Raw genomic sequence first — 17,914 nt, forward strand, 5'->3', positions numbered from 1 at the left:
AAGCACAAGGGCAAACTTCTGGTAAATCACGCCGGGAAATCGTGCGATCCGGCGTGTCCCATCGTTATTCACGGTATGTTCGTCCTGATTTCGGTTCGCCGACCGCGCGGGTTTCGATGCGCAGGACCGAATCGGCAGCACGCCACGTGGCGGGGGGCGCTGCCTCGGAGCCGAAGGCCAGGTCAAATGTCCGTTGTTCGACCGATATCCGCAGATCCATCGCCCGTGAAACGCTGTTTTCAGCAAGGCTCTTCAGTCAAAAGGTTGAATCACTTGATCGGAACGCGCCCGCTGCGCACCGTCTACCTGAAGCTCAATGCAGTCCTGTTGGGCTGGTTCGGCAAACCGGCGACTCGATCGGGCGTGGCCGCGTCGGTCGTGTTCATGACCGCCACCGAACCGGATGAGCTGAATCAGGCCGTCCAGAATCATTTTCCGGCCGCGCCGCACGCGGGCCGGGCGCATGTGTACATCGCCAGGATGCGGCCCGGATACATTGCGTTCAGCATCGGGAATGAGTTGGTTCCGCAACTGCTCGCCGCCGAGATGTTCTTCAAGGCCGACGACCGGGCAACCCGCGGCACATTTCGATTCGTCGAGTGGCCGGCCGGCTATCTCGATATCTTTCAGGACGACATCGACGGACTGCGCGAATCAATCCTTCGTTTGCTATACGAATCAGACGCCCGCACAGCATTTTTCCTGCAATCGTCGGCCTGACAACTGGGGATCCCCGGACGGGCGCGGCCGTGATCGGTTGAACTGGACGTGTGACCATTAGGCCTGTTGGTCACACGAGCGGAGATGCCGATGCGCACAGTCCTAGCGAGAACGATGGCCGCGGTGCGGACGCGCGGGGTGGTCGGCGCGGCCGTGCTGGCGATCGGATGTTCGGCGGTGGTGTCGCTGCCGGCGCCCGCGCAGTCCGCTCCCGCCGCCTCGCCGAGCCGGGTGCAGGCCGAGGGGAGCTATCTGGTCGACGCGGTCGGCCGCAAGGTATTGCTGCACGGGGTGAACAACGTCGACAAGCAGGCGCCGTACGTGGAACCCGGCGATGGATTCACGCTGACCGCCGCGGACGCGGCGTTGCTCGCGAAGCACGGGTTCAACACCGTGCGGCTCGGCGTGAGTTTCGACGGATTGATGCCCACGCGTGGCGTCATCGACACCGCCTATCTCGATCGCATCGGCACGGTGATCGATACGCTTGCGGCGCAGGGCATCTACACCCTGCTCGACAACCATCAGGACGGATTGTCGAAGATCTGGGGCGGCAACGGTTTTCCGGAGTGGTCGTTGCGCGCTCGCCCGGCGGTGTGGGAACCGAATCCCGGCTTCCCGCTGTACTACCTGATGCCGAGCATGAACCGCGGCTGGGACGAAGTGTGGGACAACAGCAATGGGGTGCTCGACTATCTAGGTCAGGCCTTGGGCGCGCTGGCCGCCAAGACGAACGGACGCGCCGGCGTGCTCGGGATCGAGCTGATGAACGAACCGTGGCCCGGCTCGGCCTTCCACACCTGCTTCCCGAACGGCTGCCCCGGCTTCGACGCCAAATATCAAGCGGCCATGCAGAAGCTGACGGACGCGGTGCGGGCCCGCAACACCACCCTGCCGGTCTTCTGGGAGCCCAACGTGACCTGGAACGAGACCATGCCGACCAACCTCGGCAAGAACCCGCCGATCACCTCGCCCGACATCGTCTTCGCGCCACACGACTACTGCATCCCCAGTCAGCTGGCCATCTACCTCGGCTTGCCCGAACAGCTGCGCGGAGTGTGCCCCGTGCAGCAGGACAAGACCTGGGGCAATGTCGACGCGTTCGTCCGGCGAACCGGAATTCCCACGCTGGTCACCGAATTCGGCGACGGCGACGCCACGGTGCTGCGCAACACCCTGGTCCGCGCCGACGAACGCTTCATCGGCTGGCAGTACTGGCATTACGCGTCCAGCTTCGCCCCGAGCGGCCCCAAACCCGACCCGTTCCTCGGCGACATCGGCCGCGACCTCGTCCGCACCTACCCCCGCGCCACCGCGGGCACCCCCGGCCGTCTCGTCTTCGATTCCGCCACCGGCGATTTCAGCTACACCTATACCCCACGAGCCCTGTCCGCCCCGACCGAGATCTACGTCTCCGACCTGCACTACCCGAACGGCTACGACATCCGCGTCGACGGCGGCACCGTCACCTCCGCACCCGGCGCCCGGGTGGTCACGGTGGAAGGCAACGGCGCCGCATCGGTCACGGTGCGGATCAACCGACGGGCGTAGGCGGGAGCCGGACCGCTCGCCAGAGGGTGCGGTAGAAGTCGAAGTAGGTGCGTTCGACGTGGGTCGCGCGTTCGCGGACTTCGTCGTGGCGGGCGGGTAATTGGTTGAGCGGCACCGACATTGCCGCGTGGTGTTCGATGTGCAGGTTGTTGCCGTTGGTGAACCAGGTGGTCAGGCGGCTGCCGCGGATGGAGCGGGTGTTGCGCAGGACGTCGGTGGTGTCGGGGTCGCAGAGGATGTGTTCGGGAAGTTCGACGAGGAAGTGCATCGGGACGGCGAAGAGCAAGGGCAGCAACCAGAGTCGGAGGACGAGGTCGTGGTATCCGCTCACCGCGAGGACTGAGGCCAGGAGGAGTAGGGCGCCGAGGATCAGATGTTCGGTGATGGTTCGGCGGCGCATGGTGGCGCTGATGTCGCCGTGTTCGTACTGCCAGCGGCCGGTTGCCGCGCGCAGTACGTCGCGGACAACGACTACCAGCCGGGCATAGTCGAACATGCCGCGCAGCAGGAGGCCGACGGTCAGTTGTTTGCGGGTATCGAAGCCGAAGAACTCTGTGTCGCTGTGTGTTCCGAGGTAGCGGTGGTGCTGCAAGTGCCGGACGCGGTAGTTGGTGTAGACGACGAGCAGCGGCAGGCCGAGCGGTATGCCGACCAGCCGGTGCGGCCATGCGGTCCGAAAAGCGGAGTGGTGCAACGCTTGATGCTGTAGTTCGACCGCGTGGGTGTACATGGCCGCCAGCAGCAGCACCCCGATGACCAGCGCGACCGGTTCCGGTCGCAGCGCGAGCACGACGCCGAGCGTGGTGAGTACGGCGAGCACAGCGAGTTTGCCGAGGAAGACGCGCTCGTCGGCGACGGTGGTCCGGGCACGGGCGAACAGTAGCCCCGGAGCAGGGTGGTTCATCTGGATCTTCTCGACTCGGGTCAGCGGCCGCTGAGCAGGACTACGTGGGTTCCGGTGAGGGTGGTATTCCGGGCGTGACCGAGCAGTCCGGCCAGGGCGACCGCGCCGGACGGCGTCGGCTGGGCACCGTGTTCGGCGAGCAGGTCGCGCGCCGCCAGCAGTTCGGCGTCGTCGGCGCCGAACACCGCGCCGCCGGTCTCGGCCACCGCCGCCATCGCCTCGGGTCCTTGCAGCGCGTGCCAATTCACCAGTGGCTGATTGTGATCGGTGGTGACGACACCGTCGGCCGGCAGCATCTGATATTCGCCGGGCCAGCTGGTGACGACGGGATTGTTGGCGGCGGAACCGACGCCGTTGATCGGCACCGACCAGCCGAGGGCGCGCAGCTGCCGGTGCACCGCGATGATGGTGGTGCCGTTGCCGACCGGAATCCACAGCGCGGCAGGCGGTTCCGTCAGCGCGGCGTGCAGGGCGTGCACGACCACACCGTGCCCGTCGAACACCGCGTCCACGAACGGGCCGTCGACATTCCCATCGATGGAACCCGCGGTCTGGGCGAGCGTTCGGGATTCGTCGACGGCGTCCTCGTAGGTACCGGGGACGAGATGCACGTCGGCGCCGGCCTCCCGCATGAACGCGCCGCCGTCGCTCCACCCGGTGGGCAGCACGACGGTGCAGGCGATCTCGGCCGCGGCACACGCCATGGCCATGGCGCGGCCGTAGTTGCCGCACGTCGCGATGACGACCCGCTGATACCCCTCGGCCCGCGCCCGGGCGACGACCGCGCGGGCGGCCGGCTCCTTGTGACTGCCGGAGGCGTAACGGGTTTCGTCCTTGATCAGGATCCGAGTTCCTGGCACGAGCGCACCGGCGTCGATGAGCGGCGTGGCATACGCGTCGGTCGGCGCGGAGGTCAGGGGTGAGGCGGGCACGGTCGGCCTTTCAGCGGAGAAGTTGAGCGTCGGCAAGGCGTTGCAGGTCGTCCCGCGAGTCGATCTCGGCGGGCGGGAGGGCGTCGGGGAGGTGGTCTTCGAGCAGGCGCAGCCGGGTGTCGAGCCAGCCGCGCACCGCCCACGCGAGTTGCAGCAGGCCGCTGGCGACGACGAGCAGCGCGAGCCCGCGGCCGGGACCGACGCCGATCAGGTGCCCGACGGTCGAGGCGAGCGGCCCGCCGGGCTCCAGCAGCGGTCGGACGTGGCGTTCGGCGAGCGGGCCGACCAGCAGATAGCCCAGCGGCATGGTCAGCATCATCACGGTGATGAAGATGGACAGCACCCGGCCCTGGAGTTCGAATCCGACCTTGGTCTGCACCACGGCGATCCAATGCCCCTCGGCCAGCGATTCGCCGAAGGTCAGCAGGAACATGCCCGCGATGACGAAGGCCGGGGAGCTGCCCAGCCCGACGACGGTCATGCCGAGGCTGCCGATGCCCATGAAGATGATCAGCCCGTTGGTGCGCCGGACGGTGCCGCCCCACAGGCCCATCGCGAGGCTGCCCGCGAGCCCACCGAATCCGCCGGCGCCCAAGGCGATTCCGAGCACGGTCGGCGATTGTTCGATGAGCAGCATCGGGGTGATCACCGCGAAGCCGAGGGTGTAGAACGCGTGGTCGATGACGAAAAAGCGCAGTGCGGCTTTCATTCCGGGACGGCGGGTGATGTAGCGCCAGCCGTTGACGATCTCGCTGCGGAACGTCTCCTCCCGGCGGTGGAACATCAGATTCGGGAACCGGACCAGCAACAGGGTGACCACGCCGACGGTGAAAGTCAGCGTGTCCAGCAGGATCACGCCGGCGATGCCGATCAACCCGATCAGCCCGGCCCCGAGCATCGGCGCGAACACCAGGCCCACACCGACACCGAGCTGGCTGATGCCGTTCGCGTGCCCGAGATAGCGTTTGGGCACGAGTTGGGCGACGGCGGCGAGATAGGCGGGCCGCTGGAACGCCCCGGCGATCGAGGTCACCGTGACGGCCAGATAGATCTGCCATAGCTGAAGCCCACCGGTAAACACCAGCGCCGCAAGCACGCTCATGGCCAGCGCGGCCGCACCGTCGCTGATCAGCATCACCCGGCGGCGGTCCCAGCGGTCGGCGGCGGCGCCGGCGATCGGGCTGACCAGAATGCCCGGCAGCAGCCCGATCGCGTTGACGACCGCGAAGTCGGTGATCGACCCGGTCTGCTGGAACACCCAGATGCTGAGTACCAGCGCGCTGAGCCCGCTGCCGACCATCGAGATGAACTGACCGAGCGCGACCAGCGCGAACCGGGACAGGCTCGGCGGGGGACCGGCATCCGGAACTGCCTCCGGCTCAACGGGTTCGGCGTCCAGCTCGGCGAACTCGACCAGTGCCTCGGCCAGGGGCTTGGCATGGCTCTTCACGAAGAAGTGCCCGGCCCGCGGCAGCACGGCTAGATCGAGCAGGCCGTCGCTGAAGTGCCGCCATTCGTGATGACGTTCCGCATAGTGTTCGGTGACCCGGTCTTTCGCGCCGACGACCGCCAGCACCGGTGTGCGCAACGGGGTTTGCGGATCGGTGTAGGCGGCGGTGAAGTACTCCTCGGCATCACGGGCGTCATGCCGGACATTGCGCAGCACGAACGCCTGCTGCTCCGCGTCATCGATATCGACGAAACCGCCGCGACCACGCAGATACGTCAGGTACTCGCGGTCGGAGGTGAAACGGTCGGTCGGGACCAGGCGGTAGAACCAGTCGAAGAACCGTCCGGGTAGTCGCGCGGTGGGGAATCCCGCACCGAGCGCCACACCCACCAGGTCGATACCGGCGGCCTCCGCCTGCCGAGCCAGTTCGACGGTGGCCGCGACGCCGAGACAGTGCCCGTACAACAGAATCGGCCCGGTGATCGCCGGCAGCTCGGCCAGGATCAGCTCGGCGACCACCGCGCCGGGCAGCAGCTCCTCGTCCGGCCGGGTGCGATCGTGGCCGGGCAGCTCCACCGCGTACAGCGCCCAGTGCGCCGGAAGCGCCTCTGCCAGAGGCTGATAGGCAACGGCGCTACCGCCGGAGTAGGGCACCGCGACGACCGTGATTCCGTCGGCAGTGGCGTCGGACTCGGTGAGCCGGTGCAACATTCGACGTTCGGCGACCACACCGGGGGACCGCTCGTCGAGCAACGCGGCCAGCCGTCGAACGGTCGGATACTGATACAGCTCGGTCAACGCCGGCGTCGGCTCGATCCGCCGGATCACCTTCAGCGCCGCGAACGAGTCACCGCCGAGCGCGAAAAACGTATCGTCGATACCGAATTCGCCGACGCCGAGCACTTCGCGCCATGCGGCCGCGATGTGCTTCTCGGTCGGAGTGCGCGGCGCGGGGCCGGTGTTCGACCCGAGGTCCTCGGGCGGCGCCGGTAGCCGGGGACGATCGAGTTTCGCGTTCGGCGTCAGCGGCAGCGCGTCCAGGGTGAGCAGCCGGGCGGGCACCATGTGCGTCGGCAGTTCGGCGGCGAGGGCCTCGCGAATCGCGGCCTCGTCGGCGTCGGCACCGTCGCGGGTGACGACGTAACCGATCAGCCGGGCCAACCCGGAAGCCGGCGCGTGCAGGCTGACCGCACACGCGACCACCTCGGGCAATGCGCCGAGCGCCGCCTCGATCTCGCCTATCTCGACCCGGTAGCCGTTGACCTTCACCTGCCCGTCGAGCCGGCCGAGGAAATCGACCAGCCCGTCGAGTCGCCGGCGCGCGGCATCGCCGGTGCGATACATCCGCGCACCCGGCACGAACGGATCGGTGACGAACCGCTCAGCGGTCAGTTCGGGTCGCTCGTGATAGCCCGGCGTCACGCCGTCGCCACCGAGATACAGCTCGCCCACGATGCCCGCGGGCACCGGCTGGCGATACTCGTCGAGGACGTAGACCCGGTTGTTCGCGAACGGGATCCCGATCGGCAGCGGAGCATTGCCGGGCAGGTGCTCCACCGACCCGTCGAACCACACATTGTCGACGCTGACCTCGGTGACGCCGTACGCGTTGACCACCGAGTTCGCCGGCCCGACCAAGCGCCGGGCCAATTCGTACTCCCGGACCCGCCACTCGTCACCGCCGCCGATCAGCACGCGCACGAAATCCAGCCGCTGCTCGCTCTGCTCGACATGGGTGAGCAGCGTGCGCAGGACGGCAGGCACCAGTTCGGTGCACTGCACGCCTTCGGACCGCATCAACTCGTACAGATCGGCCGGATCGAGCAGCGTCTCCCGCGGCACGATCACCAGCCGTCCGCCGGTGGTCAACGCGCGCAGCGTCTCACCGACGAACATGTCGAACGAGAAGCTCGCCGCCTGCTGATACGTCCACTCCGGACGCAGCTCGTAGGCGTGCCGCCACATCCCGACCGCATGCACCAGGTTGCCGTGATTCACCACGACGCCTTTGGGTTTGCCGGTGGAGCCGGAGGTGTAGATCAGGTAGGCCGGATCGTCCGGAGTGTTGTGCGACGGGAGATCGGAACTGTCAGAGGGGGTTTCGCCGACCAGATAGTCGGCGTCGAGGACGAGCTGCGCGCCGCAGTCGGCGAGCATGTAGTCGAGCCGGTCCCGCGGATACGCCGGATCGAGCGGCACATACGCCGCACCGGCTTTGAGCACCGCCCACATCGCGGTGAACAGATCGAAACCGCGATCGAGACAGATCGCCACCCGCTCGCGCGGCGCGACACCCTCGGCGCGCAGTCGCCGGGCGAGCCGGTTGGCCCGCTGGTTCAGCTCGCCGTAGCTGATCGTGTCGCCGCGGAAGGCGAGCGCCGGAGCGTCCGGAGTCGTTGCGGCGCAACGCTCGAACAGCTCGTGAATGGTTGTCGCCGCGATCTGGGGCCGCGCGCTGTCGTTCCACTCGTGCACGATCCGCTGCCGCTCGACTGCGGTGAGCATCGGCAGTCGAGTCACCGGGGTGAGCGGCTCGGTGATGGCGGCGGTCAGCACCGTCAGCAGGTGACCGAGCATGGCCTCGATCCGTGCGGCGTCGAAGAGCTCGGTCGCGTAGTCGATGCTCAGCACCGCGCCGTCGACCGGGAAATCCAGCCCGACAGCGAGATCCACCATCGTGGCCGCGGGTGCCAGTTCGCCCGCGTATCTGACGGTGTGGTCGCCGGGCTCCGGGGTGTTGTGCACGGTCAGCATGACCGGGCTGAGCCGATTCCGGTTCCCGCTGCCCGGACGGGCAAGGGCATCAACCAGATCCGGCAAGGCCAGGTCTTGATGGTCGAGGTCGAGCAGTACCGCGTCGCGGACTCGGTCGAGGAGTTCGGCGAACGTCGGATCGCCGGAGACGTTGCCGCGCATCGGCAAGATGTTCAGCAGCGGGCCGACCACGGACTCCGAACCGTGCGCGGTGCGGCAGGCGACCGGGGACAGGATGGTGAGATCGGTTCGGCGCGTGTAGCGGGACAGCACTGTCTGCAAACTTGCCAGCAGTGCCATGAAGAGGGTTGCTCGCCGGCTCTGCGCATAGGTCCGCAACCGATCGAGCAGATCTGGGTCGACGCCGGTGGAAACCCGTGCCGCAGCGAAGGATCGAGCCGTCGGACGCGGACGGTCGGCAGGTAGTTCCACGTCGAGGTCCGCGTCGTCGAAACGTGCCTGCCAATAGGCGGTCAACAACGGATCGGACTTCGCCGCGGCAGCGCGGGCGGCCAAGTCCGGCAGCGGTGCGGGCAGCGAGTCACCACCGGTGGGGGTTCGATACAGCTGTGCGAGTTCGGCACCGACGATGCCCGCCGACCAACCGTCGAACGCGAGGTGGTGCACGACGAGCACCACCTCGTCCTCTCGCACCAGGAACGCTCGCGCGATCGGCCCGTGCCGCAGATCGATGGTGTCCGGCGCGGACTCGATCAGCGGGATGGTCCCGTCCGGATCGATCACCATGCTCGGTTCCGAACCATCATCGGGGAAGCGGGATCTGAGCATCGGATGGCGGCGGGCGAGTTCGGCCAGCGCGCGGGCGAGGGCGGTCGGGTCGATGCGCTCGTGCCAGCGATACCGGATACCGAGCGTGTGCGCGGGCAGCTCGGCGCACACCTGCTCGGCGACCCAGAAGTCGCGTTGCAGCGGATTCAACGGCAGTGGCACGTTTTCCGGCAAGGTGGTGGCTGGGGCCGCGCCCGTGGTGACGCGCTGAGCCAGCCGGGCCGCCACAGCCGCAACCGTTGGGTCCGCGTACAACTCACGCAGCGTGAGCTCTACACCATGCTCATGACGGAGCGCAGTGCACAGCCGCACGGCGCTGAGCGAATCGCCACCGAGAGTGAGGAAGTCGTCGTCCGGACCGCCGACCGGAACCCCGAGCAGCGACTCCCACAGCGCGGCGATCTCCGTCTGATCGGCCGTGCCCGTCCACGAAGCAGTGCTGTGCGCCACCGTCGATACCAGTGCGGCACGGTCGATCTTGCCCTGCGGTGTCAGCGGAAACCGAACGTGCCGAACGAGATCGGCGGGTATCAGGTACGCGGGCAATGTTGCACGCAGTGCCAGACGTGTCGCCTCCAAGTCGACGTCGCCGTCGGTCACGACATGGCCGATCAGCACGGACAAGCCAGCCCGCTCAACGACCGCGACGACGGCATCGGAGATCCCCGGGACCTCCAGCAGCGCCGCCTCGATATCGCCCGGCTCGACCCGGAATCCGCGAATCTTCACCTGATCATCGAGCCTGCCGAGGTATTCCAGCTGACCGTCGTTCCAGCGAACGCGATCACCGGTCCGGTATTCGGTCCCCTCGGGTCCCGGCTGGAAGCGTGCGGCGGTCAGCTCGGGCCGATCCAGATACCCGTCGGTGACCATGCGCCCACCGATCAGCAGTTCACCGACCGAAGCCGGTTCGCCGTCGGCATCGACCACCCGACAGGTCACCCCGTCCAACGGCGTCCCGATCGGCACCGCGTCGCCGACCCATCGGGTCAGGTCCGCGACGGTCGCGACGACCGTGGTTTCCGTCGGGCCGTACGTGTTGAACAGCCACGTCCCGGTCCCGACGACGGCCTGCCACCGGCGCACCGCATCGGGCCGCGCCGCCTCGCCACCGATGATGGTCAGCCGAACCGTCGCGGGCAACGTGGCCTCGCCATGATCGAGCGCGGCGACCAACTCATGCCAGTAGGCCGTCGGCAGGTCGAGCACGCTCACCTCGAGCGCCGCACACCGGTCGAGGAACAGATCGGGACGACTGATCATGTCCTCGTCCCGAAGCACCACCGCCGCACCACAACTCAGCGCCGGGAACAGCTCTTCGACGCTGGCATCGAAACTCAGCGACGCGAACTGCAACACCCGATCGTCGGCGCCGAGCCCATACCGGTCGACCGCCGCCGCACAGAACCCCGCGAGCGCCCGCCGCGACACCAGCACACCCTTCGGCCGCCCGGTCGTCCCCGACGTGAAGATCACGTAGGCCACGCCCGGCCGCGGGACACCACCCGCCAGCGCGACGACACCGTCCGCGGTGACCAGCGCGCCCGGCCGGGCGTCTTCGATCATCGCGTCCAACCGCGCCGCCGGATACGCCGGATCCAGCGGCACATACGCCGCTCCCGCCCGTAGCGTGCCCAGGATCGCGACTACCGCCGCACGACCGCGCGGCAGCTGAATGCCCACCAGATCGCCGACGCGAACACCATTGCCGCGCACGCAGTCCGCGAATTCATCGACCAGATCGGCCAACTCGGCATAGGTCAGCGTGCCGTCGCCATCGATGAGTGCCGCCGCTCCCGGCTGACGACTCACCTGATCGACAAAGGACTCCCACATCCCGTCATTCACATCGGATCGGAATGCCTCACCGGCAGCACTCACCGGATCTCCTCGCCTCGGTCGAACTCCGGGGCGAATGCTATGGCGCTGACCGTCGGTGAAGGCGACGGCGAAGAGCCCTGATGATGATTCGATGACGCCCGTTTTCCGGAAAGGCCAGAGCCGGCGGCCGAGCGGGATCGGCGACGATTATCCAGCGGTTATGAGCGGGGCCCTTCACACCTCGATAGCGTCGAAATATAAAGCAGTACAACAGTATTCGATATACCGACACCGTTCATTCGATGTGTTTGCCTGTGTCGGTTCGCCGTAACCTCGGGGTGGTCACGAAATCCTCGTCAATCCGTCAAGCACGCAGGAAGTTCGGGTGGTCGGTTCGGTACGGTGGTTGGGGTGGGCCGCTCGCCGGTGGCTCGCGGGTGGGCGCGGCCGGTCCCGGTCGCGAAATGCAGGGAGGGCGGCATGGCCGAGACCGAGGCGCAAGATCAGATCGAGCACGTGGGCGCGGACTTCTTCGATGACCCGCAGGCGTACTACCGTCGGTGGCGCGAGCGCGGGCCGGTGCTCCAGGTCCAGTTCTCCCGCGGCATACCGCAATGGGTGATCATCGGGTACGCGGAGGGGCGGGCGGTGCTCGCCGATCCGCGCATGCACAAAAGCCTGGCCGGCATCGTCGAGCTGTTCCGCAAGAAATTGCCGACCGAAAACCAGGATTCGCTGGCCATCAGCGCGGTCAGCGGGCACATGCTCAACACCGATCCGCCCGACCACACGCGACTACGCAAGATGATCAACAAGGCCTTCACCACTCGCCGGGTGGCCGCCCTGCGGTCGCGCCTGGAAGAGATCACCGCCGGGCTGCTCGATGCGATGGCCGGGTACGACGAGGTCGACCTGTTGGAAACCTTCGCGGTACCCCTGCCGGTCACCGTGATCTGTGAACTGCTCGGCGTGCCGTTCAGCGATCGCGAGGATTTCCAGCGGTGGACGAAGGTCATGGTCGGGGTGGGTGGCGACCCCGCGGACCGGCAGCTCTGCGCGGACGAGATGGCCCAGTACCTGGCCGCGCTGGTGCAGACCAAGCGCACCGACCCGGGCGACGATCTGCTCTCCGGTCTGGCGCAGACCCGCGAGGACGGTGACGAGCTCACCGAGGACGAACTGATCGCCATGGCGTTCCTGCTGCTGATCGCGGGACACGAAACCACGGTGAACCTCATCGCCAACGGCACCTATGCACTGCTGCACAACGAATCCCAGTTCCAGGAGCTGCGCGAGGATCCGTCCAGGATGCCCGCCGCGGTGGAGGAGTTCTTGCGTTACGGCAGCCCGGTCGACTGGGCCACCGTGCGCTACACCTCAGCACCGGTACAGGTCGGCGACGTCGAAATTCCGGAGGGCGAGTTCGTCTACGTCTCCCTTGCCGCGGCGAACCGCGACCCGGCCCGCTACCACGACCCCGACCAGCTCGACCTGACCGGCGACCCCGCCGGACACCTCGCCTTCGGCCATGGCATCCACTTCTGCGTCGGCGCCCCACTGGCGCGCCTGGAGGCCGAGATCGCGTTTTCCGCACTGCTGCAACGCTTCCCGAAACTAGCCCTGGCCCCGCAGACCGACCCGCTGCAATGGCAGCCCAGTCTGCTCATCCGCGGCCTCGTCACGCTGCCGGTGCGGTTGCACGGGTAGTCGGGGGTGTGATCGCCGCTCGACCGCCGCTCGTGGTGGAGTGGCGGTATGACGGACGAGAAACGGGCGGGCGCGCTGGCCGGGGTTGTGGTCGCGGACTTCGGGCGGATTCTGGCTGCGCCCTACCTGACCATGATGTTGGCCGATCTGGGGGCCGAGGTGATCAAGGTGGAGCGACCGGGCGCGGGGGACGACACACGGGGGTGGGGGCCGCCGTTCGTGGGTGGGCAGGCTACCTATTTCCAGTCGGTGAATCGGAACAAGACCTCGGTTGCTCTTGATCTGCGGAGCGCGGAAGGACAGCGGTACGCGCGGGAATTGGTGCGGCGGTCCGACATTGTGGTGGAGAACTTCCGTCCGGGGACCATGGCGAAGTTCGGGCTGTCTTATGCGGAGGCGCAGGAGTTGAATCCGCGGGTCGTCTATTGCTCGTTGTCCGCGTTCGGCGCAGGAATAGGCGCCGAATTGCCTGGTTACGATCTGCTCATTCAGGCGGCGGGTGGATTGATGAGCATCACGGGGGAGGGACAACCGATGAAGACCGGCGTCGCGGTGGTCGACGTGCTCGCCGGTTTGCATGCGACGGTGGGTGTGCTTGCGGCGCTGCGGCATCGGGACGCGACCGGGGAGGGGCAGCTGGTCGAGGTGAATCTGCTGTCCAGTCTGCTGGCCGGCCTGGTGAACCAGAGCGCGGCCTACGCGCTGGCCGACGTGGTGCCGACCAGGCTCGGCAACCGGCATCCGTCCATTGCCCCGTACGAGGTGTTTCCGAGCGCAGATCGGCCGTTGGCGCTGGCCGTCGGCAGCGATGGTCAGTTCGCGACACTGTGCCGGGCGATCGGCGCCGAGCAGTTGGCCGATGACCCGCGATTCGTGAACAACACCATGCGGGTCGCCAATGTCGAGGTCCTGGCGGCCACGCTCGGCGACATCCTGAGGACCAAGCCGGCCGCCGACTGGGAAGCGCTGCTTACCCCGCTGGGCGTCCCCTGCGGGCCGGTCAACGACATGGCGGGCGCGTTCGCGCTCGCCGACCGGCTCGGCCTGCGGCCGCGAATTCCCGCGGACACCGGACTGCCGCCGCTGGTCGCGAACCCGATCACGTTGTCCCGCAATCCGGTTCGCTATACCGCGGCGCCACCCGAGCTGGGCTCGGGCACCGATCGAATCCGTGCCTGGCTGGACGCGGATCCCGACGGAGTCAACTCGCTTTGAGCGCGACCGGCAGCCGCGCCGCCATGCGCCGGGCCAGCAGGATCACCACGTGTGCGCGCAGCATCCCGATCGTGCCCGCGCAGACGTCCGCCCGCGCCATGGCGGCGTAGTCGTTCACGTTTTCCGGATCGCTCAGCAGTTCGTCGAGTTCCATTCCGGCCCTGGCCTGTTCGAGGGTCAGGATCCGGTCGGGCAGCCAGCTCAACCGCCACGCGGGCCGCCCTCGGTGAGTGATGCGCGACGCGCATTCCGGACTGGCATCACTGGTGATCGACCACTCGGTGACGTAGAGCGCCATGTGCAATTCCTCCAGGCAGCATCGTCTAATTCAATAGACGGCAAACTCGAGGCGAGGCAGCCTGATTCGGTCTATCTCGTCGGTATCGACGGGTTGTCGATACCGGCTCCAACGTAGAACTTGTGCTGACATTCCACGAGCCGTAGGGCGAATTCTAAAATCGAGTTCAGATGGCGTTAACTGGCATATCACGGTCAATCACGAGCGGATCACGTACTGATCATGATGGATCTTGTCCGGTTAGCGAACGAGGGATTTCGACCTGCCTACGGTCCGTGCGGGAGTGTGATCGAAGCCCGGTAACCGGGGCACTGTTCGAGGTCGCCGTCGTGCGAGCAGGTGAGCAGCCAGTGCAGGTAGTGGCGGGCGGATTCGAGTTCGCGCATGCGGGTTTCGATGGCGGACAGGTGGGTGTTGACGGTGCCGCGCCAGTCGGCGGTGGTGGAGCGGGCGGTGAGCAGGGTGACTATCTCGTCGAGGCTCATCAGGCCGGTGGTCTGCCATTGCTTGATCAGGGCGATGCGGTATAGCTGGTCCTCGTCGTAGCAGCGCCGGCCGCCGCGGCGGTGCGCGGTGAGGATGCCGCGGCGTTCCCAGTAGTGCAGCGTGGACAGGGGAATGCCGAAGTGGTCCACGACGGAGGCGATCGGGGTCAGCTGCATTCTTCTAGTTGACCTCAACCCGGGTTGAACAGGCAAGGTGACCCTAACTTTGTTGGTTCGACCTGGAGGATGACTTGTCAGTGGAGCTGCATTCCGTTGCCGCGGCGGCTCGTGCGTTGCGGGCGGGGGAGACGACCAGTGTCGCGCTGGTCGAGGGCGCGATCGCGCGGGCCGATCGGCACGATGGTGAGTTGGGGGTCTATCTCGCCCGGTTCGATGAGGCGGCTCGGCGGCAGGCTCGTCGGGCCGACGAGGAGCGTGCCCGTGGTCTCGATCGGGGTGTTTTGCACGGCGTTCCTATCGCGGTGAAAGACACCATCGCGGTGGCTGACGGCGAGACCACCGCGCAGAGCTCGGTGCACGATCGTGCGTGGGGTGCGGGGCGGGATGCGCCGACGGTGGCCAGGTTGCGGGAGGCGGGGGCGATCTTCACCGGGAAGACCACGACGATGGAGTTCGCGTGTGGGGTGCCGAGTTCGAGTGAGCCGTTTCCGTTGCCGCGGAATCCGTGGGATTCGAATCGTTGGACGGGTGGGTCGAGTTCCGGGACGGCCGGCGGTATCGCGGCAGGGTTGTTTCTGGCCGGTCTTGGCTCGGATACGGCGGGGAGTATTCGGATGCCCGCGGCGTTCTGTGGGGTCACGGGGTTGATGCCGACCTTTGGTCGGGTGCCGAAATCCGGTTGTGTGCCACTGGGTTACAGCGCGGATCGGGTGGGGCCGTTGGCGCGTACCGCGGAAGACTGTGCGGCGTTGCTCGAGGTGATCGCCGGTCCGCATCCGAGCGATCCGGACAGTGTTGCTGCGCATGCCGGTGGACGACCGATCCGTGAGTTCCAGGTTGGGACTGTTGATCTCACCGGGTTGCGTGTCGGAGTGGCGCGTCGAGCGCATTTCCCCGACGGTTCCGATCCAGGTTTGGCCGGTGTCTTCGACTGTGCGATAGATGTTCTCGCGGCGTTCGGTGCTGAACTCGAAGAGGTCGTCCTGCCGTATTGGGAGGAAACCATCATGGCGACGCTCGTGACCGTGACCGCTGAGGGCCTTGCCTATCATCGTGGCGCGCTGGCCGAGCGGTGGAACGACTATTTCGTGTCGTCGCGGGGATTGCTGGCGAAGGGCGCGCTGGTGTCGGGGGCCGATTATGTTCAGGCGCAACGGGTCCGGCGTGTCGCGCAGTCGGCGGTCGGTGAGTTGTTCGACCGGTTCGACGTGGTGGTCGGTCCGACGGCGGCGGTCGGTGCGCCGAGGTTCGACGAATTGGTGGATGCGGCGGGATTCCAGGACGACGCAAAGCTTTTCGGGAATGTGCACACGCCGTACTGGAATGGAGTCGGCAACCCGGTGCTGGCGGTGCCGATGGGGTTCGGCGCGACCGAGCTGCCACTGTCGCTCCAGATCGCCGGGCCCGCGTTCGGTGAGGCGACGATCCTGCGGGTCGGTGATGCCTTTCAGCAGCGCACCGAGTGGCATCGACAACGGCCGCAGGGCTACGGGGCGGTGGCAGCGGCATGAACGAGTCGTTCGACACCGTCCGCACACTGCTGAACGCCGCCGGGCTGCCCGCGAATGCGGCCGAGATGGCTGGTCTGGCAACAACTTACCTGGCGTATCGCGCGGCGATCGATGCCCTTTACGCCGTGCTCGAAGCGCGATACGTCGATCCCGCGACGCGGTTCCACGCTGCTGCGCGAGTCGAGGAGTGGGGCCGGTGAGCGCGTACACAACGGTGGCAGATCGAGCACGCGACCGGATCCAACGGTGGGAACCGCAACGGTTGGTCTTGATCTTGGCCTGTATCGGATCGTTCTCCGTCGTCATGGACGCCACGATCGTCTCCGTCACCCTGCCCGACCTGCGTGCTGACCTCGGGTTCACACCGGCCGCGCTGCCGTGGGCGGTCAATGCCTACACCCTCGCCTTCGCGGGTTGCCTGCTCCTCGGCGGACGCTGCGCGGATGTCTTCGGTTGTCGCCGAATCATGTTCGTGGGTATGGCGATATTCACCGTGGCCAGGGTGGCCGTCGGACTGGCGGATTCACCCGCGTTCCTGTTGACGGCACGAGCGGTGCAAGGACTCGGTGGCGCACTGCTGATGCCGGTCACATTGTCCATGCTGACCACGACTTTCGTGGAGCCGGCGGCGCGGGCTCGCGCGTTGGCGTTGTGGAGTGCGGTGGCCGCTGCCGGTGCCGCGAGTGGGCCGGTGGTCGGCGGATTGCTCACCGAATTGGCCGGGTGGCGTTCGGTGTTCTTCGTCCTCGCGCCACTGGGCGTGATCGGCATGGTCGGTGCGATTCTCGCACTGCCGCCGCAGGTTTCGGCATCTTCGCGGACGCGCCTGGACATCGTCGGCGCGCTGCTGGTCACCGCGGGCATCACCGGTGTGGTGCTGGCGATCATGCGCTCGGCGGCCGTCGGCTGGACCGAGCCCGGCGTGCTCGGCGCGCTACTCGGCGGCTTCGTTCTGCTGGGGATCTTCGGAATTCACCAAACCTATTGGGCCACAGACCCGATCCTGCCGCTCGACGTCTTCCGAATCCGCTCGGTGAGCAGCGCCAACGCGGTGATGTTCCTGGTCGGCGCTGGCTTCCTCGCCAGCCCCGTACTGCTGGCCCTGTATCTGCAAGACGTGCACGGCTTTTCACCGCTGCAGGCCGGCGTCGGCTACCTACCCGTCGGCGTCGCGATGACCGCAGGCTCCCGATCTGCCGGTTGGCTGACCGTCCGCCTAGGCGTCCGCACCGCGACCGTGCTGTGCTGTGCCATCAGCGCAGCCGGCCTGGCCGGCACCGCCGCCTGCATCGCCCTCGACGCGTCCTACGTATGGACAGTCCTGGTATCCGGCGCAATTTTCGGCTACGGCACCGCCGCCGCCTTCACCCCCATCACCGTCGCCGCCACCAACGGAGTCCCACCCGACCGCAACGGCCTGGCCGCCGGCGTCCTCAACACCGTCCGCCAAACCAGCGGCGCCGTAGGCCTAGCCGCCCTCAGCGCCATCTCCCTCTCCGCCGGCTACGCCACCAGCTTCGCCACCTGCGCCCTCTCCCTAACCGCCGCCTGCCTAGTCGCCCTGGTGACCATGCCGCGCGGATAGATCCGGAATAGT

At 67.2% G+C, this 17,914-nt stretch carries 12 protein-coding genes; 7 read left to right on the top strand and 5 right to left on the bottom strand.

Features of this window, described 5'->3' with window-relative positions; all coding sequences use genetic code 11:
* Positions 1-225 precede the first annotated feature (225 nt).
* Both AB0M22_RS27925 and AB0M22_RS27930 read left to right on the top strand, forming a co-directional pair.
* Positions 226-720 carry a hypothetical protein gene (locus AB0M22_RS27925; RefSeq protein ID WP_364732853.1) on the top strand — a complete coding sequence of 165 codons (495 nt, stop codon included), beginning with the start codon at positions 226-228 and terminating at the stop codon, positions 718-720.
* Positions 721-810: 90 nt separating this feature from the next.
* On the top strand, positions 811-2,271 hold the full coding sequence (locus AB0M22_RS27930; RefSeq protein WP_364732855.1) for a cellulase family glycosylhydrolase: 1,461 nt from the start codon (positions 811-813) through the stop codon (positions 2,269-2,271).
* Here AB0M22_RS27930 and AB0M22_RS27935 read toward each other — a convergent pair.
* The 3 genes from AB0M22_RS27935 to AB0M22_RS27945 are packed head-to-tail and all read right to left on the bottom strand — an operon-like array spanning position 2,255 to position 10,981.
* Positions 2,255-3,175: a fatty acid desaturase gene (locus AB0M22_RS27935; protein ID WP_364732858.1), complete on the bottom strand. Its 921-nt coding sequence runs from the start codon at positions 3,173-3,175 to the stop codon at positions 2,255-2,257. The genes AB0M22_RS27930 and AB0M22_RS27935 overlap by 17 nt on opposite strands.
* A 20-nt stretch (positions 3,176-3,195) precedes the next feature.
* On the bottom strand, positions 3,196-4,107 hold the full coding sequence (locus tag AB0M22_RS27940) for a pyridoxal-phosphate dependent enzyme (RefSeq protein ID WP_364732861.1): 912 nt from the start codon (positions 4,105-4,107) through the stop codon (positions 3,196-3,198).
* Between the two features lie 10 nt (positions 4,108-4,117).
* On the bottom strand, positions 4,118-10,981 hold the full coding sequence (locus AB0M22_RS27945; protein ID WP_364732863.1) for an amino acid adenylation domain-containing protein: 6,864 nt from the start codon (positions 10,979-10,981) through the stop codon (positions 4,118-4,120).
* A 420-nt stretch (positions 10,982-11,401) separates the two neighbouring features.
* Here AB0M22_RS27945 and AB0M22_RS27950 point away from each other — a divergent pair, with 420 nt between their 5' ends.
* Positions 11,402-12,628, top strand: coding sequence for a cytochrome P450 (locus AB0M22_RS27950; RefSeq protein WP_364732866.1), 1,227 nt, complete (start codon positions 11,402-11,404; stop codon positions 12,626-12,628).
* Positions 12,629-12,676: 48 nt separating this feature from the next.
* Positions 12,677-13,843, top strand: a complete 1,167-nt coding sequence (locus AB0M22_RS27955) for a CoA transferase (protein ID WP_364732869.1) — start codon at positions 12,677-12,679, stop codon at positions 13,841-13,843.
* Here AB0M22_RS27955 and AB0M22_RS27960 read toward each other — a convergent pair.
* Both AB0M22_RS27960 and AB0M22_RS27965 read right to left on the bottom strand, forming a co-directional pair.
* Positions 13,830-14,141 carry an ABC transporter C-terminal domain-containing protein gene (locus AB0M22_RS27960; protein ID WP_364732872.1) on the bottom strand — a complete coding sequence of 104 codons (312 nt, stop codon included), beginning with the start codon at positions 14,139-14,141 and terminating at the stop codon, positions 13,830-13,832. The two genes, AB0M22_RS27955 and AB0M22_RS27960, sit on opposite strands and share 14 nt — an antisense overlap.
* A 266-nt stretch (positions 14,142-14,407) precedes the next feature.
* Positions 14,408-14,803: a MerR family transcriptional regulator gene (locus tag AB0M22_RS27965; protein ID WP_364732875.1), complete on the bottom strand. Its 396-nt coding sequence runs from the start codon at positions 14,801-14,803 to the stop codon at positions 14,408-14,410.
* Positions 14,804-14,883: 80 nt separating this feature from the next.
* Between AB0M22_RS27965 and AB0M22_RS27970 the strand changes: the two genes are divergently transcribed.
* The 3 genes from AB0M22_RS27970 to AB0M22_RS27980 are packed head-to-tail and all read left to right on the top strand — an operon-like array spanning position 14,884 to position 17,902.
* Positions 14,884-16,317 (top strand): amidase, encoded by a 1,434-nt coding sequence (locus AB0M22_RS27970; protein WP_364732878.1) that lies wholly within the window; start codon positions 14,884-14,886, stop codon positions 16,315-16,317.
* Positions 16,314-16,517, top strand: coding sequence for a hypothetical protein (locus AB0M22_RS27975; RefSeq protein WP_364732881.1), 204 nt, complete (start codon positions 16,314-16,316; stop codon positions 16,515-16,517). The genes AB0M22_RS27970 and AB0M22_RS27975 overlap by 4 nt, the downstream gene beginning before the upstream one ends.
* Positions 16,514-17,902, top strand: a complete 1,389-nt coding sequence (locus tag AB0M22_RS27980; RefSeq protein WP_364732883.1) for a DHA2 family efflux MFS transporter permease subunit — start codon at positions 16,514-16,516, stop codon at positions 17,900-17,902. Before AB0M22_RS27975 ends, AB0M22_RS27980 begins: the two co-directional genes overlap by 4 nt.
* Positions 17,903-17,914 lie beyond the last annotated feature (12 nt).

Origin of the sequence: Nocardia sp. NPDC051756 (assembly GCF_040681495.1) — a bacterium.
Lineage (GTDB): Bacteria > Actinomycetota > Actinomycetes > Mycobacteriales > Mycobacteriaceae > Nocardia.

What these genes read in the sequence shown, in the direction of transcription:
- AB0M22_RS27930 (WP_364732855.1), top strand. Translation starts at nt 811, where the DNA reads ATGCGCACAGTCCTAGCGAGAACGATGGCCGCGGTGCGGACGCGCGGG.
- AB0M22_RS27935 (WP_364732858.1), bottom strand. Translation starts at nt 3,175, where the DNA reads ATGAACCACCCTGCTCCGGGGCTACTGTTCGCCCGTGCCCGGACCACC.
- AB0M22_RS27950 (WP_364732866.1), top strand. Translation starts at nt 11,402, where the DNA reads ATGGCCGAGACCGAGGCGCAAGATCAGATCGAGCACGTGGGCGCGGAC.
- AB0M22_RS27955 (WP_364732869.1), top strand. Translation starts at nt 12,677, where the DNA reads ATGACGGACGAGAAACGGGCGGGCGCGCTGGCCGGGGTTGTGGTCGCG.
- AB0M22_RS27960 (WP_364732872.1), bottom strand. Translation starts at nt 14,141, where the DNA reads ATGGCGCTCTACGTCACCGAGTGGTCGATCACCAGTGATGCCAGTCCG.
- AB0M22_RS27965 (WP_364732875.1), bottom strand. Translation starts at nt 14,803, where the DNA reads ATGCAGCTGACCCCGATCGCCTCCGTCGTGGACCACTTCGGCATTCCC.
- AB0M22_RS27975 (WP_364732881.1), top strand. Translation starts at nt 16,314, where the DNA reads ATGAACGAGTCGTTCGACACCGTCCGCACACTGCTGAACGCCGCCGGG.